Source organism: Streptomyces sp. NPDC026538, from assembly GCF_055567535.1.
Genome location: NZ_JBVHQG010000011.1, coordinates 28759 through 43136 on the forward strand (window position 1 = coordinate 28759; position 14378 = coordinate 43136).

Consider the following 14378-nt stretch of genomic DNA (forward strand, 5'->3'; position numbering starts at 1 on the left):
GACCGGCCCGACCGGAAGACATCCGGATCCGGATCCAGGGGGGATCTCTCCATGCGTACTGTGCGTATACGTGCTGCCCTGCCCGCGCTCGCGGGCGCCGCGCTGCTCACCGGCACCCTGCTCAGCACCCCGGCGCAGGCCGCCGGCGGCGTGACCATCTACCACGTGTGGTTCGACAGCCCGGGCAGCGACAACCGCTCCAACGGGAGCCTCAACGGCGAGTGGGTGCAGATCAAGAACACCGGCGGCTCGGCCGTCTCGATCAAGGGCTGGGTCCTGAAGGACGCCTCCAACCACCGCTACGTCTTCAAGAACATCAAGATCGGCGCCCACAAGACGATGAAGGTGCACACCGGCCGGGGCACGGACACCGCGTCGGACAAGTTCCAGAACCGTGGCGCCTACGTGTGGAACAACACCAGCGACACGGCGACGCTGACCAAGGCGACCGGCAGCAAGGTCGACTCCTGCTCCTGGACGACGCGGGATCCGAGCGACAAGTACTGCTGACCTACTTCAGCGGGCGGCGGACGTTCTCGCGCTGCGACGGTCCGGGGGTCGCGTCGGCGATCCACGGGCCCTCGCCCGACGGGTCGACGATCCCCCGCTCCAGCCACTCGTAGGAGCCGCCGAGAACGCCCTTGACGACCTTGCGGTCCAGGTCGTCGGTGTTCGACCAGAGGCGGGTGAACAGCTCGTCGACGCGGACCCGGGCCTGCCGGCAGAACGCGTCGGCGAGCTGGTACGCCTCGCGGCCGTGGTCGCCCTGGCTGCGCAGCAGTTCGGCGCGGACGCAGGCCGCGCTCATCGCGAACAGCTCGGCGCCGATGTCCACGATGCGGCCCAGGAAGCCCTGCTTGGTCTCCATCCGGCCCTGCCAGCGGGACATGGCGTAGAAGGTGGACCGGGCGAGCTTGCGGGAGTGCCGCTCGACGTAGCGCAGATGCGGGGAGAGGTCCACGCCGTGTTTGAAGTCGGCGTACGACGTCGGGAGCTGGCCCGGACCCGCGACCAGCTTCGGCAGCCACTTGGCGTAGAAGACGCCCGCGTTCGCGCCCGCCTTCGCCTTGTCCTGGAGGGACTTCTCGGGGTCGATGAGGTCGCCCGCGACCGACAGGTGGGCGTCCACCGCCTCGCGCGCGATCAGCAGGTGCATGATCTCCGTGGAGCCCTCGAAGATGCGGTTGATGCGCAGGTCGCGCAGGAGCTGTTCGGCGGGGACGGCGCGTTCGCCGCGTGCCGCGAGGGACTCCGCCGTCTCGAAGCCGCGGCCGCCGCGGATCTGGACCAGCTCGTCCGCCATCAGACAGCCCATCTCGGAGCCGTAGAGCTTGGCGAGGGCGGCCTCGATGCGGATGTCGTTACGGCTCTCGTCGGCCATCTGGGAGGACAGGTCGACGACCGCCTCCAGGGCGAAGGTGGTCGCCGCGATGAAGCTGATCTTGGAGCCGACCGCCTCGTGCAGCGCGACCGGCTTGCCCCACTGCTCGCGGGCGGCCGACCACTCGCGGGCGATCTTGAGACACCACTTGCCCGCGCCCACGCACATCGCGGGGAGCGAGAGCCGGCCGGTGTTGAGGGTGGTGAGGGCGATCTTCAGACCCGCGCCCTCGGGGCCGATGCGGTTGGCCGCCGGGACCCGGACCTGGTGGAAGCGGGTGACGCCGTTCTCGAGGCCGCGCAGGCCCATGAAGGCGTTGCGGTTCTCGACGGTGACGCCCGGCGAGTCCGCCTCGACGACGAAGGCCGTGATACCGCCCTTGCCGCCCTCGGTCCTGGGCACGCGGGCCATGACCACGAGGAGGTCGGCGACCACGCCGTTGGTGGTCCAGAGCTTCACCCCGTCGAGGACGTAGTCGTCCCCGTCCCGCACGGCGGTGGTGGCCAGGCGCGCCGGGTCCGAGCCGACGTCCGGCTCGGTGAGGAGGAACGCCGAGATGTCGGTGCGGGCGCAGCGCGGCAGGAAGGCGTCCTTCTGCTCCTGGGTGCCGAAGATCTTCAGCGGCTGCGGGACGCCGATCGACTGGTGGGCGGAGAGCAGCGCGCCGACCGCCGGGTTCGCGGAGCCGACCAGGGCGAGGGCCTTGTTGTAGTAGACCTGGGTGAGGCCGAGGCCGCCGTACTTGGTGTCGATCTTCATGCCGAGGGCGCCGATCTCCTTGAGGCCGGCGATCACCTCGTCCGGGATGCGCGCCTCGCGCTCGATGCGGGCCGAGTCGATCTTCGTCTCGCAGAACTCGCGGAGCCGGACGAGGAACTCCTCGCCGCGGCGCACGTCCTCGTCCGCGGGGAGCGGGTGCGGGTGGATGAGGTCGAGCCGGAAGCGCCCGAGGAACAGTTCCTTGGCGAAGCTGGGCTTGCGCCAGTCCTGTTCCCGGGCGGCCTCCGCCACCTGACGGGCCTCGCGCTCGGTGACGGTGGGTTTCTTGGTGGTGGGGGCGGACATTGGGGCTCACCTCGCCACGAAAGGGGATGTTGAGGACCGTTCGTTACCGACCAGTGCTACTGGATCGTTGGTACCCGAAACGGGCCGCCCCCACCAGTCCTCGCGGTCCGATCGGGTCACCCGGACCCGTCGACGCGGTCCGCGGTGTTGCATCGGGGGGTTCTTCCGGGGGACGGTTCGGCGAGAGTGCGCCGTCAATTCGCTGTCGAAGCGCTTCGACAGCCTATGGACACCCACCCCCACTGAAGCTACTGTCGAACCACCCTCACCCACCCTTGTCAGCAATGCGCACTGTCGAAGCGCTTCACAAAACTTGGAGAGCTGGATGGTCACCCTCGCCGAGGTCGCCCAGCACGCCGGAGTCTCGGCGAGCACGGTGAGCTATGTCCTCAGCGGCAAGCGGTCCATCTCCACCACCACCCGGCAGCGGGTCGAACAGAGCATCCGGGAGCTGGGCTACCATCCGAACGCGGGTGCCCGTGCCCTGGCCAGCAGCCGGTCGAACATCATCGCGCTCATGATCCCGCTGCGTACGGACATGTACGTGCCGGTGATGATGGAGATCGCGATCGCGGTGGCCACCACGGCCCGCACGCACGGCTACGACGTCCTGCTGCTCACCGGCGAGGAGGGGCCGGACGCGGTGCGCCGGGTCACCGGCAGCGGGCTGGCCGACGCGATGATCCTGATGGACGTGGAACTGGAGGACGAACGGCTGCCGCTGCTCCGGGGGACCGACCAGCCCTCCGTGCTCATCGGACTGCCCGCCTCCACCACCGGACTGACCTGTGTCGATCTCGACTTCGGGGCGACCGGGGCGCTGTGCGTGGAGCACCTCGCCAAGCTCGGCCACCACGACATCGCTGTCATCGGCGAGGCCCCCGCGGTCTACGAGCGGCACACCGGCTTCGCCGAGCGCACCCTCGACGGACTCCGGTCCCGGGCCTGGGAGTTGGGCCTCAGGGTGCTGCACCGGCCGTGCGAGGGCGGATACGACGCGATGGCCGTCACGCTGGCCCGGATCTTCGACGAGCGCCCGGGCACCACGGGCTTCGTCGTCCAGAACGAGTCCGCGGTGGAGCCGCTGCTCGCGCTGCTGCGCCAGCAGGGCCGGGCCGTGCCCGAGGACGTGTCGGTGGTCGGGATCTGCCCGGACCAGGTCGCCGTCCAGGCCTCGGTACGGCTGACGTCGGTCGCCATCCCCGCGCAGGAGATGGGCCGGTACGCCGTGGAGCACCTGGTCGCCAAGCTGGACGGCCGGGGTGGCGACGAAGTCGTCCTGATCGCACCCGAGTTGACGGTAAGGGCGAGCACGGGCCCGGCGCCCGCCGGGTCCTGACCCCTTCGCAGTGCCCCGCCGTTCCGGGGCACCCCCATGTCTGCACTCATTCAGGAGCCCGCCTCGTGAATCAGCCTGCCGAAATCCCGCCCGCCGGGGCACCGCCCAAGGTGAGCCTCGCGCAGTCCTCCCCCACCGTCGGCACGTTCCGTGAGCGGGACGGTGCCCTGGAGTGGACCGGCCGTCAGGAGACGCTGCGGATCGAGCCGTGGGGGCCGGACGCGGTCCGGGTACGTGCCCGGCTCGGCGGTCCGGTCCTCGACGGTCTGCCGGGCGCCCTGCTCGACGAGCCGCCGCCCACCGGGTCGACCGTCAAGATCGTCGACGGCGAGGGGCGGCTGACCGTCGGCGGCCTCACCGTCGAGGTGTCCGCCGATGGCCTGGTCCGGTTCCTGCGCACCGACGACCTCACGGAGATCCTGGCCGAGCAGCGCGCCCACTTCTGGTGGCCCGGCTCGCGTCTCTACACCGCGGTGGGCAACGGCCACCACCGGCTGGAGCAGCGGTTCGCCGCCCACGAGGACGAGCGGCTGTACGGCCTGGGCCAGCACCAGCACGGGCGCCTGGACCAGAAGGGCCTGGTCCTGGACCTGGTCCAGCGCAACGCCGAGGTCTCGGTCCCGGTGCTGGTCTCCAGCCGCGGCTACACCCTGCTGTGGAACAACCCCGCCATCGGCCGCGTCGAACTCGCCGGCAACGGCACCCGCTGGGTGGCCGACTCGGCCCGCCAGCTCGACTACTGGATCACCGCCGGCGATCCGGCCGACGGGCAGCGCAACTACAGTGCGGTGACCGGCCGTTCGCCGATGCTGCCGGAGTGGGCGGCGGGCTTCTGGCAGTGCAAGCTGCGCTACCGCACCCAGGACGAACTCCTGTCCGTGGCCCGGGAGTACAAGCGGCGCGGGCTGCCCCTCTCGGCGATCGTCTGCGACTTCTTCCACTGGACCCACCTCGGCGACTGGAAGTTCGACCCGAAGGAGTGGCCCGACCCGGCCGCGATGGTCCGCGAACTCGCCGAGCTGGGCGTCAAGCTGGTGGTGAGCGTGTGGCCCTCGGTCTCCCCGCTGTCCGAGAACCACCCGGCGATGGAGCAGCACGGCTACTTCATCGGCACCCAGTACGGTCCGATGGCGCACGCCGACTGGCCGGACAAGGAGGTGGCGTCCACCGTGCAGGTCGCCTTCTACGACGCCACCAACCCCGACGCCCGCGCCTTCGTGTGGTCCCGGGTGAAGGAGAACTACCTCGATCCGTACGGCATCACGGCGTTCTGGCTGGACGCCTGCGAGCCCGAGCTGAAGCCCGGCTTCCAGGAGAACCTGCGTTACTGGACGGGACCGGGCCTGGAGGTCGGCAACAGCTACCCCGCGGAGAACTCCCGCACCTTCTACGAGGGCCTGCGGGCCCAGGGCGAGGAGGTCGTCACCCTCAACCGTTCGGCATGGGCGGGCAGCCAGCGCTACGGCGCCGCGCTGTGGTCCGGCGACATCGGCACCGACTTCGCCACCCTGCGCCGGCAGATCGCGGCCGGCCTCAACACCGCCCTGTCCGGCATCCCCTGGTGGAACACGGACATCGGCGGCTTCCACGGCGGCGACCCGGACGACCCGGCCTACCGCGAGGTGATGGTCCGCTGGTTCCAGTTCGGCGCCCTCTCCCCGCTGATGCGGCTGCACGGCTTCCGCGACCCGGGCATGCCGCTGGGTCCGGACATGACGGGCGGCCCGAACGAGGTCTGGTCGTACGGGGCGGAGGCCGGCGCGATCCTGGAGAAGTACCTGCGGTTGCGCGAGCGCCTCAGGCCCTACGTCCTCCAGGTCATGCGGGAGGCCCACGAGGAGGGCCTGCCGGTGATGCGGCCGCTGTTCCTGGAGTTCCCGCAGGACCGGACGGCCTGGACGGTCGACGACACCTATCTGTTCGGCCGGGACCTCCTGGTGGCACCGGTGCTGACGGCGGGCGCCAGGGCCCGGACGGCGTATCTGCCGGCGGGCGCCTGGTGGACGGACGCGTGGACCGGTCAGTCGTACGAGGGCGGTACGGCGGTGACGGTGGACGCGCCGCTGGATCGTATCCCGCTGTTCCTGCGGGACGGGGCGGAGCTGCCGGTCACGGAGTAGCTCCGGCAGGCCACGGTCACCGGCCGGTTAATGTCTCAACTCAACGGTGTGGTGGGGCAGTTGAAGGGGGTAGTACGTATCCCCTCTTCCTGTCCCCCCACGAAGGGTCCCGTTGCCGTGTCCTTAGGACCGCTCTCCCTCACGCTCGCCAATCTGCTGCTCGGGCCCGCCTCCCGTACCCGCCACACCCCGGACCGGGTCTTCGACCGGCTGCTCGCCGCGGCCGGGCCGGCGGAGGGCGACGAGCCGTTCGCCGACGGCTTCCGTCACCTGCTGCGATGTTGGTCCCGCGCCGGGCACCTCACCCCCGTCGGCTGGCTGTCGGCGCGCGGCCACGTCGGCCGCCACCTCGCCAACCGGGCCCGGATCCGCCGACTGCTCGCCGAACACCCCGGGATCGAGCGGGAGCCCGTCGACCGGCCGGTGTTCGTGGTGGGCCTGCCCCGCACCGCCACCACGCTCACGCACAGCGTGCTGTCCCTCTCCGCGGACCACCGCTGCCCGTTGCTCTGGGAATTGCTCACCCCCGGCCTCGAACCCGACGCCGTGGAACGGGAGCGGGCGGTCACCACCGCCCGCCGTCTGGTCGGCGGGATCAACCTCTTCGCCCCGGGCTTCCGCCACATCCACAACCTGCGCCCGGAAGGCCCGGAGGAGTGCACCTTCGCGCTGCCGCACACGGTGATGCCGCTGTCCCAGGCCGTCGTCCCGGAGTACCTGCCCTGGCACGAGAGCCATGACTTCGTGGCCGACTACCGCTACCTCAAGCAGATCTACCAGGTGCTCCAGTACGGCCGCCCGCGCCGCCGCTGGGTGCTGAAGTCCCCGCTGCACCTGGAGAACCTGGACGCGCTGCGCGCGGTCTTCCCGGACGCCACGATCGTGTGGACGCACCGTGATCCGGCCACCGCCGTGGCCTCGTTCTGCAGCCTGGTCGAGCACGGCATGGCGGTCAACACCCGTCCCGTCGACCTGAACTGGATCGGCGCCACCTGGCTGGAGCTGCTCAGCCGCTCGGCCGCCCGCGGCCTGGCCGCCCGTGCGCACATCCCCCGCGAGGCGCTGGTGGACGTGCCGTACACGTGGCTGGGCGCCGACCCGGCGGCGGGTGCCCCGAAGCTCTACGCGGCCGTCGGCGCCCGCTGGACCGAGGCCGACGCGGCCCGCCTCCCCGCCGTCGTCGCCCGCCCCAGGGGCACCCGCGCGCACAGCTACGACCTGGCCCGCTACGGCCTCACCCGTGCGGACGTCGACGCGGCCTTCGCCGACTACAACGCGCTGCGCGCGGAGGTCGACCGGGCGTGACCGCGTGGGGCCGGCCCCGCGACGCGCACGGGACCGGCCCGTCCGGCTCAGCTGCTGCTGACGGTGAGGCTGTTGGTGGTGAAGTTCAGGCCACCGGACGAGCTGGTGATCTCGTAGCCGAACTGCACGTCACCGATGGTCACGTTGCCGAACCAGCCCTTGGTGTCCTTGATCCACTTCAGGATCGGCAGGACGTCGACCGTGCCGGAGCTGGAGTTGGAGCTCCGGATGAACGAATAGACGTTGTTCGAGCCGTTGTTGCCCTTGTAGACGGTCCAGGTGTTGCTGCCCAGGGTGAGCGTGCCCTGCGAGGTGCCGAGCGGGCCGACGGCCCCGGTCTTGTTGACCCAGAGCATGATCTCGTTGGCGTATCCGGTGTCCCAGATGTCGTACGACGTGTTGTACGCGCCGGACGAGGGCACGGTCACGTTGTAGCTGCTGGTGAGCGAGGACAGCGAGGTGATCGTCTTGTTGATCACCTTCTTGGAGTTGGGGTACGACTTGATTCCGCCGGTGTTGGGGTGGTTGGCGGTGACGCCCCAGTTGGTGCCGGAGTTGGCCCAGATGCACTGGGTGCCGGCGCCGGAGCCCCAGATGTTGTTGTAGAGGGTGTAGCCGTTCAGCGTGGTGTTGCCCCACTGGTCGCAGGAGCTCCAGACGGCGGCCGAGGCGGGCGCCGAGGCGAGGCCGACGGTGGCGCCGAGGGCGAGCGCGGGGGCGATCAGGGCCGTGGCGGCCCTGCCGAGCGTGCGTGATGCCATGGTGTCCCTTCCATGGGTGGGGGGAGGTGCGGGTGGCTACCACGTCCCCAGGGTGAGGACGCGGTCTTCTCCGGCGACGAGGTCGAGCGGCTGGGGGCCGGAGGAAGTCCACAGGTCGACACGGAGCGTCCGGTGCGGCTGCAGGACGGCTCGCGCGCCGGTGGGGGTCCAGGAGAGGTCGAGTTCGGCTCCGAACCGGGTGCGGATCCCGGTCAGCCGCCCCCGGCCGAGGGCGGTCGGGGGCGCGGGGAGCAGGACCAGCCGGTCCGGGGTCGACTGGACGAGGGCCTCGATCAGGACGGCGGGCAGGGTGTGCGCGGCGTCGGCGTTGTAGACGTCGCGGTTCGGGTAGTGGGCGCTCATCAGGGAGGCGTGGAAGAAGTCGCCGTCCAGGACCCGGCCGAGGGCGGCGGCGACCCGTTCGCCGTCCCGCAGCCGGGCGGCGACGAGCGCGTGGTGGAGGTGTCCGTGCGCCGAGTCGTTCTCGGCTCCGCGCAGTTCGAGCGCACGGTGGGCGGCGGCCGCCAGTTCCGGGGTGTCGTAGGGCGTGATCTCGTCGAGCGGCCAGACGCCGTAGAGGTGGCTGAGGTGGCGGTGGTCGTAGGTGTCGTCGAGGCCGGCCCGCGCCCACTCGGCGAGTGCGCCGTCGGCGTTGATCCGGTGCGGGGGCAGCCGGTCGGCGAGGGCGCGCCAGCGGTCGGCGTCCGGGCCCGGGTGGTAGTCGGCGGCCGTACGCAGGGCGTGCCGGGCGGCCGAGAGGTCCATCGCCGCGTCGACCGCACCCCAGCTGCCGTTGGCCGGCCGGTTCTCGGGCGAGTAGGACGGGACGACCACCAGGTGGCCGTCAGCGTCGGTCCGGGTGAGGAAGTCCTCGTAGAACGCGGCGACCTGGGCCAGCAGCGCGGCCGTACGCGGATCGCGGGCGCCGCGGATCTCGTCGTGGTCGACGAGCGGCTTGAGCAGCCAGTCGGCGCCGGCCGTCCACAGGTGCAGGGGGTACTCCCGGCTGAAGTGGTAGGAGAGCCCGGACTCACCGTCGGTGTGCGCGGGCGCGACCATGCCCCGGGCACCGAAGACCGTACGGGCGTTCTCCCGCCAGTCGTCGCTCTGACGCCAGATCAGAGCAGCCAGGGCGTCGGTGACTTCGGGTAGACCTGCGGCGGGCGCGGAGGCCGTCTGGAGGTTGAGGTTGGCGTCGTTGGTGAAGGCTCCGGACCAGGCGGTGTCCCACTCGCCGGTCCACAGTCCGGTCAGGCGGGGCGGGTTGAGGCCGGAGGAGGAGAGCAGGTGGTAGCGGCCGGCGGCGAAGAGCCGTTCCAGGAGGGCCGCGCTTCGCGTGCGCTTGAGCAACTCCGAGCCGGGCAGCGCTCGTTCGGCGGGATCGGCCGCCAGGTCGAGGGTGACCCGGGTGTAGGCGGTGCGGTGCGGTTCGAGGTGCCGGGCGAGCAGGGTCTCGTACGTCGGCGCGTCCTCGAGCAGCCCGCGCAGTCGGCGCGCCTCGGCGGTCACGTCGAGTTCGCCGGTGTGGCGGCGGACCCGGGTGAGGAGGAGGACGGAGTCGGCGCCGGTGACGCGGACGCCGGGCGGCACGAGTCCGGTCGCGCCGCCGGTCACGGCGACGAGGGTGACACCGGTGTAGGCGCGGTCGCTGTCGGGGTAGCGGGCCCGGAGGCTGAGCAGGGCGCCCTCGGGGGTGCGGAGAGCGCCGTGACCGATCCCCAGGCCGGAGGGGACACCGGGGAGCCGGTGATCGAGGGCGATGTCGAGAGCGGGCGTGGTGACCCGCTGCACGATCACGTCGTCGGCGCGGGAGACGAAGAGGCTGCTGGTCCACTCGGTGGTGGCGGCGGTGACCTCGCCGGTGGTGAAGTCGACGGTCCTGCGGTAACCGGCTGCCTGGCCATGTGGCCCCCGCAGCCGTATCTGGAAGGCCGGATGGAACGGCTGGACCCACTGGAGCGGGCGGCCGTCGGTGAAGCTCTCGGCGGCCTTGAGGTCGCCCGCGAGCAAGCGGTCCTGCAGGGAGGCGAGTTCGGCGGCCAGGTGGGGCGGACGGGCGTGTTCGCCGCCGTTCGGGCGGACGAGGGCGTGCTGGGTGACGATGACACGGTCATTGTCCGGCTCACCGAACACCAGGGCGCCGTGGTGGCCGTTGCCGCTCAGGAAGGCGTCCTCCCAGCGGGCGGCCGGGGCCGGCTCCCAGGTGCCGTGGACGGGTACGGTCGGGGTCATGGCCTGAGCACCGCCACTCCGTATCGATCGAGGGTGACCTCGCCGGTGGTCGTGGAACCGGTCAGCAGGTCGCGGTGCGTGCCCGGCACCTGGACCCGCACGGCCTCGCGCCCGTGGTTGAACAGGAACAGCAGCTCACCCCTGCGCACCGCCTCGACCCCCGCCGGAAGCCCGTCGAGCACCGGACGGATCCCCGCCCCCGCGGCGATCCTGCCGACCAGCTTACGTAGTGCCTCCGGTTCGGGGAGCGTGGAGACGTACCAGGCGCGTCCGTTGCGCAGCACGGCCGGTCGTCCGTCGAGCTCCCCGCCCCGGTACGGCACGGTCTCGGGGACCCCGGGAGCGGCCTCGATCTCCTCCGACCAGAGGGTGCCGCGGAAGCCCTCGCACGCGACGCTCTCCCCCGCGTCCAGCGGCCACCACTCGTGCAGGGTGCGGATGCCGAACAGCTCGCGCAGCCGGGCGTCCATGCCGCCGGGGCGGATCCGGTCGTCCTCGTCGGCGATGCCGGTCAGGAAGCCGCTGACCAGGGTCCCACCACCCCGGACGTAGCCGAGGAGGTTGCGGACAGCGGTGTCGGTGAGGAGGTACAGCTGGGGCACGATGACCAACCTGTAGGCGGACAGGTCGTGTTCGGGGTGGGCGAAGTCGGTGGCGAGGTTCGCCTCCCAGAGGGCGCGGTGCCAGGCGTGCAGGACGTCGGGGAGGTCGACCTCGCCGGAGAGCCGGCCTTCGTGGGCGCCGGCCCACCAGGAGTGCCAGTCGTGGAGGACGGCGATGTCCGAGGTGAGGTGGGTGCCGGTCACCTCGCCGCCGATGGCGGCGAGTTCGGCGCCGAGCTGCTTGACCTCCTGGTAGGTACGGCCCTCCTCCCCCGCGTGGCTGACCATCCCGGAGTGGAACTTCTCCGCGCCCTGCCGGGACTGCCGCCACTGGAAGTAGCAGACGGCGTCCGCGCCCCGGGCGACGGCCTGCAGGGACCACTGACGGTTGAGGCCGCGGGGTTTGGGGTGGTTCACCCCGCGCCAGTTGACCGGCCCGGCGGCCTGCTCCATGAGCATCCAGGGGCCGCGCGCCTGGGAGCGGGTGAGGTCGTGGACGAGCGCGCTGTGCTGGGCGCCCAGTGGATCCCGCGGGTCGGGGTAGAGGTCGACGGAGACGACGTCCTCCTCGGCCGCCCAGCGCCAGGCATCCTGGCCGATCCACAGCGGCATGAAGTTGGTGGTCACCGGGATGTGCGGGGTGTGCCGGGCGACGATGTCCCGTTCGGCCGCGTAACACTCCAGGAGCATGTCGGAGGTGAACCGGCGGAAGTCCAGCACCTGGGTGGGGTTCTTCATGTAATGGGCGTGGCGCGGCGGCAGGATGCCGTCCCAGGTGTCGTATCCCTGGCTCCAGAAGGCCGTGCCCCAGGCCGAGTTGAGGGCGTCCAGGGTGCCGTAGCGCTCGCGCAGCCAGCGGCGGAAGGCGGCGGCCGCCTCGTCGCCGTAGTCGAAGGTGCAGTACTCGTTGTTGATGTGCCACAGGGTGAGGGCGGGGTGGCCGCCGTAGCGGGCGGCGAGGTCCTCGGTGATGGCGGCCGCGTAGCGGCGGTAGGTGGCGCTGGAGTGCGAGAAGTGCTGGCGGCCGCCCCACCACTCGGTACGGCCGTCGGCGTCCCGGGGCAGGGTGTCCGGGTGCAGCCGGCCCAGCCACGGCGGCGGCGCGGAGGTCGGGGTGGCGAGGACGACTCCGATGCCGTTGTCGTGCATCAGGTCCATGAGCCGGTCCAGCCAGCCGAAGTCGCGCTCCCCCGGCCGGGGTTCGAGCTTCGCCCAGGAGAAGACGCCCATGGTCACGGAGTTGACGCCGGCCGCCGTCATCAGCCGGACGTCCTCCGGCCAGGTCTCCTCGGGCCACTGCTCGGGGTTGTAGTCGCCGCCGAAGAGGATGCGGCCGCGGGTGGCGTCGGCGAGGCTCGGTCGGTTCCGTTCGCCGGTCATCGAAGCGGCTCCCCGTACTGGATGCCACGCCCGTTGGTGGCGAGGTAGACCCGGCCGTACACGCGCGGGTCGCCGGTGATCGCCTGTCCGGTCCAGCCCCACTGGTGCCGGTCGTCGTTGATGCGGACCCAGGTCCCGGCCTCGTCGTCGGAGCGGTGGACGGCCGTGCTGGACTCCGTGGAACCGACGAGGTAGACCGCCGGGTAGCCGGCGCCGTCGGCGGCCTTGCCGAAGCCGAGGGTGTAGGCGGCCCGGCAACTGGCCACCTTGGTGAAGGTCACACCCCCGTCGGTGGACCGGTACAACCCGTTCCACTTCACGCTCAGCCACAGGTCGCCGGATCTGCCGGGGGCCGCGACCAGTTGGAACTGGCTGTCCCCGGCGGGCAGCCCCGTGGCACGCGCCGTGAACGTCCGGCCACTGTCAGTGCTGGCTTGTAGCGTTCCTGTGTCGGTGTCGTATGCGTAGAAGAGCGTCGGGTCGGCCGGGTCGGCGACCGGCGTGGCGCCCTTCGGGAAGGAGGGGATCTCGGTCCAGGTGGCGCCGTTGTCGTCCGAGCGGTGGGCGGGGTACTTCGTCCCGTCCCAGTGCACGAAGGACCACAGCAGCGCGCTGCCGTCGGCGTTGGCGGCGATCGGCCCCGGTGCGTCGTGGGCGAGGGAGGGCTGGGCGGCGAAGGGCGCCCAGGTCCGGCCCCCGTCGTCCGAGAAGGCGCCGTTGCCGTTGTCGCCCCAGCCGGTGCGGACCACGTACGCCGGCCTGCCCGCGGCCTGCGCGAGTCCCGTCGCCGACCCGAACACGGGGTTCGTGGCCATACCGCGGGACGGCGACGCGGTGAGCCGCTCGTGGTACAGGACGCCGATGTCCCCCGAGCCGCTCAGCAGGTGCGCCTCCCCGACCGGGGGCGACACCAGCTGCAGTACGGACGTCTCCTCCAGGCCGCGGATCCACGGCGACCAGTGGACGAGGTCGCGGGTGCCGTAGAGGGTCGCACCGGTGCCGTAGACGAGGTGCGACGAGTCGTACGGATCCATGGCCACGGCCTGGATCCACCACCCGAACTTGGGCCGGTCACCGCCCCACTTGAGGAATGGGGTCTCCGAGACGTCGAAGACGGCGGTGTCCTTCAGGGACGTCCAGGTACGGCCGCCGTCGGTGGTCCGGTAGAGGGTGTCCACGGCCGCCCACCGGTTGTTCGTCGAGACGACGACGGTACCGGGCCGACGGGCGTCGACGGCGACCCCGCCGTAGCCGAAGGTGTCGCTGCCGCCGGGGTGGACGGGGGTGACCTCGGTCCAGCGGCCGGTGGTGGTCGACAGTTTGTGCACACTGCCGTCGGCCTGGCCGTTGGGACCGGGGGCGTCGGCGTAGGTCACGTACAGCTCGCGCGCGTGCCGGTCGTACGCGGCGCGCACCGGGATCTTGGCGGAGGTGCCGGTGGGCTGCCCGGGGACGGCCTCCCAGGTGGTCCCGTCGGTGGTGCGGTACAGGGTGACGGCGGTCGCGCCGCCGTCACCGTCCGCCCAGCCGGCGTAGACGGCACGGCCGACGGCGACGAGAAGGCAGACGCCCTGGCCGGAGACGGAGGGGGTGGCGGGGAAGCCGGTGGCCGCCGCCCAGGTGGCGCCGCGGTCGGCGGACTTGAGCAGTCCGTCGTGCCTCGTCCCCAGCCAGAGGGTGTCGCTGTCCCGCGGGTCGACGAGGAGGCGCTCGCCCATCCCCCGGCCGTCCTCGTTGGCGCCGAGTTTGACGGTGAGGTCGGTACGGGACCAGGTGGCGCCGCGGTCGTCGGAGCGGAGGATCGCGCCGTTGCCGGCCCAGGACTGGGCGTAGGTGCCGAGGGCGAGGTAGAGCCGGTCGGGGTGGGCGGGGTCGACCGCGAGGGCCTCGACACCGAGGAGGTTCCAGTCGTCCCAGCCGAGGTGGTCGGTGAGAGGGGTCCAGCGGGCGGTGCGGGTGTCCCAGCGGTAGGCGCCGCCGATGTCGGTACGGGCGTAGGCGAGGCCGGGGGTGGTGGGGTGGAACAGGACACCGGTGACGAATCCGGTGCCTCCGATGACCGCGTTGCGCCAGCGGTACGCCTGCGGCCGGGGCTCGGCCGCGAGGGCGTCGGCGCTGAGGGTGGGGAGAGTGGTGAGGGCGGTGGCGGTGGCGGTGGCGGCGAGTACGGTTCTGCGGCTCAGGGTGGGCATG

Annotated in this window: 9 protein-coding genes; 4 read left to right on the forward strand and 5 right to left on the reverse strand. The window is 71.7% G+C overall.

Annotation, left to right across the window (positions count from 1 at the left end):
- Positions 1-51: 51 nt before the first annotated feature.
- Positions 52-510, forward strand: coding sequence for a lamin tail domain-containing protein (locus ACZ4N4_RS35280; protein WP_467596544.1), 459 nt, complete (start codon positions 52-54; stop codon positions 508-510).
- A gap of 1 nt (position 511) precedes the next feature.
- Here the strand turns inward: ACZ4N4_RS35280 and ACZ4N4_RS35285 are convergent, their stop codons facing one another.
- Positions 512-2446, reverse strand: coding sequence for an acyl-CoA dehydrogenase family protein (locus tag ACZ4N4_RS35285; protein WP_467596547.1), 1935 nt, complete (start codon positions 2444-2446; stop codon positions 512-514).
- A 325-nt stretch (positions 2447-2771) separates the two neighbouring features.
- Between ACZ4N4_RS35285 and ACZ4N4_RS35290 the strand changes: the two genes are divergently transcribed.
- The 3 genes from ACZ4N4_RS35290 (at position 2772) to ACZ4N4_RS35300 (ending at position 7210) form a co-directional block, all read left to right on the forward strand.
- Entirely contained in the window at positions 2772-3785 is a 1014-nt protein-coding gene (locus ACZ4N4_RS35290; RefSeq protein WP_467596550.1) for a LacI family DNA-binding transcriptional regulator, read from the forward strand.
- Positions 3786-3850: 65 nt separating this feature from the next.
- Entirely contained in the window at positions 3851-5905 is a 2055-nt protein-coding gene (locus ACZ4N4_RS35295; RefSeq protein ID WP_467596553.1) for a glycoside hydrolase family 31 protein, read from the forward strand.
- Positions 5906-6022: 117 nt separating this feature from the next.
- Complete coding sequence (locus ACZ4N4_RS35300; RefSeq protein ID WP_453576094.1) at positions 6023-7210, forward strand: sulfotransferase family protein; 1188 nt, start codon at positions 6023-6025, stop codon at positions 7208-7210.
- A gap of 47 nt (positions 7211-7257) precedes the next feature.
- On the opposite strand, the gene ACZ4N4_RS35305 is transcribed toward ACZ4N4_RS35300, so the two are convergent.
- From ACZ4N4_RS35305 to ACZ4N4_RS35320, 4 genes are read right to left on the reverse strand one after another with little or no spacing between them, the layout of a single operon-like run.
- Positions 7258-7971, reverse strand: a complete 714-nt coding sequence (locus ACZ4N4_RS35305) for a glycoside hydrolase family 12 protein (protein ID WP_467596555.1) — start codon at positions 7969-7971, stop codon at positions 7258-7260.
- Between the two features lie 36 nt (positions 7972-8007).
- A complete protein-coding gene (locus ACZ4N4_RS35310) occupies positions 8008-10203 on the reverse strand; it encodes a glycosyl hydrolase family 95 catalytic domain-containing protein (RefSeq protein WP_467596558.1) in 2196 nt (731 codons plus the stop codon).
- The gene (locus ACZ4N4_RS35315) at positions 10200-12185 is read right to left on the reverse strand and encodes a beta-galactosidase (protein WP_467596560.1); all 1986 of its coding nucleotides are present in this window, start codon (positions 12183-12185) and stop codon (positions 10200-10202) included. The genes ACZ4N4_RS35310 and ACZ4N4_RS35315 overlap by 4 nt, the downstream gene beginning before the upstream one ends.
- Positions 12182-14377: a 1,4-beta-glucanase gene (locus tag ACZ4N4_RS35320; protein ID WP_467596563.1), complete on the reverse strand. Its 2196-nt coding sequence runs from the start codon at positions 14375-14377 to the stop codon at positions 12182-12184. Before ACZ4N4_RS35320 ends, ACZ4N4_RS35315 begins: the two co-directional genes overlap by 4 nt.
- Position 14378 lies beyond the last annotated feature (1 nt).

What these genes read in the sequence shown, in the direction of transcription:
- ACZ4N4_RS35305 (WP_467596555.1), bottom strand. Translation starts at nt 7,971, where the DNA reads ATGGCATCACGCACGCTCGGCAGGGCCGCCACGGCCCTGATCGCCCCC.
- ACZ4N4_RS35310 (WP_467596558.1), bottom strand. Translation starts at nt 10,203, where the DNA reads ATGACCCCGACCGTACCCGTCCACGGCACCTGGGAGCCGGCCCCGGCC.
- ACZ4N4_RS35285 (WP_467596547.1), bottom strand. Translation starts at nt 2,446, where the DNA reads ATGTCCGCCCCCACCACCAAGAAACCCACCGTCACCGAGCGCGAGGCC.
- ACZ4N4_RS35315 (WP_467596560.1), bottom strand. Translation starts at nt 12,185, where the DNA reads ATGACCGGCGAACGGAACCGACCGAGCCTCGCCGACGCCACCCGCGGC.
- ACZ4N4_RS35280 (WP_467596544.1), top strand. Translation starts at nt 52, where the DNA reads ATGCGTACTGTGCGTATACGTGCTGCCCTGCCCGCGCTCGCGGGCGCC.
- ACZ4N4_RS35290 (WP_467596550.1), top strand. Translation starts at nt 2,772, where the DNA reads ATGGTCACCCTCGCCGAGGTCGCCCAGCACGCCGGAGTCTCGGCGAGC.
- ACZ4N4_RS35320 (WP_467596563.1), bottom strand. Translation starts at nt 14,377, where the DNA reads ATGCCCACCCTGAGCCGCAGAACCGTACTCGCCGCCACCGCCACCGCC.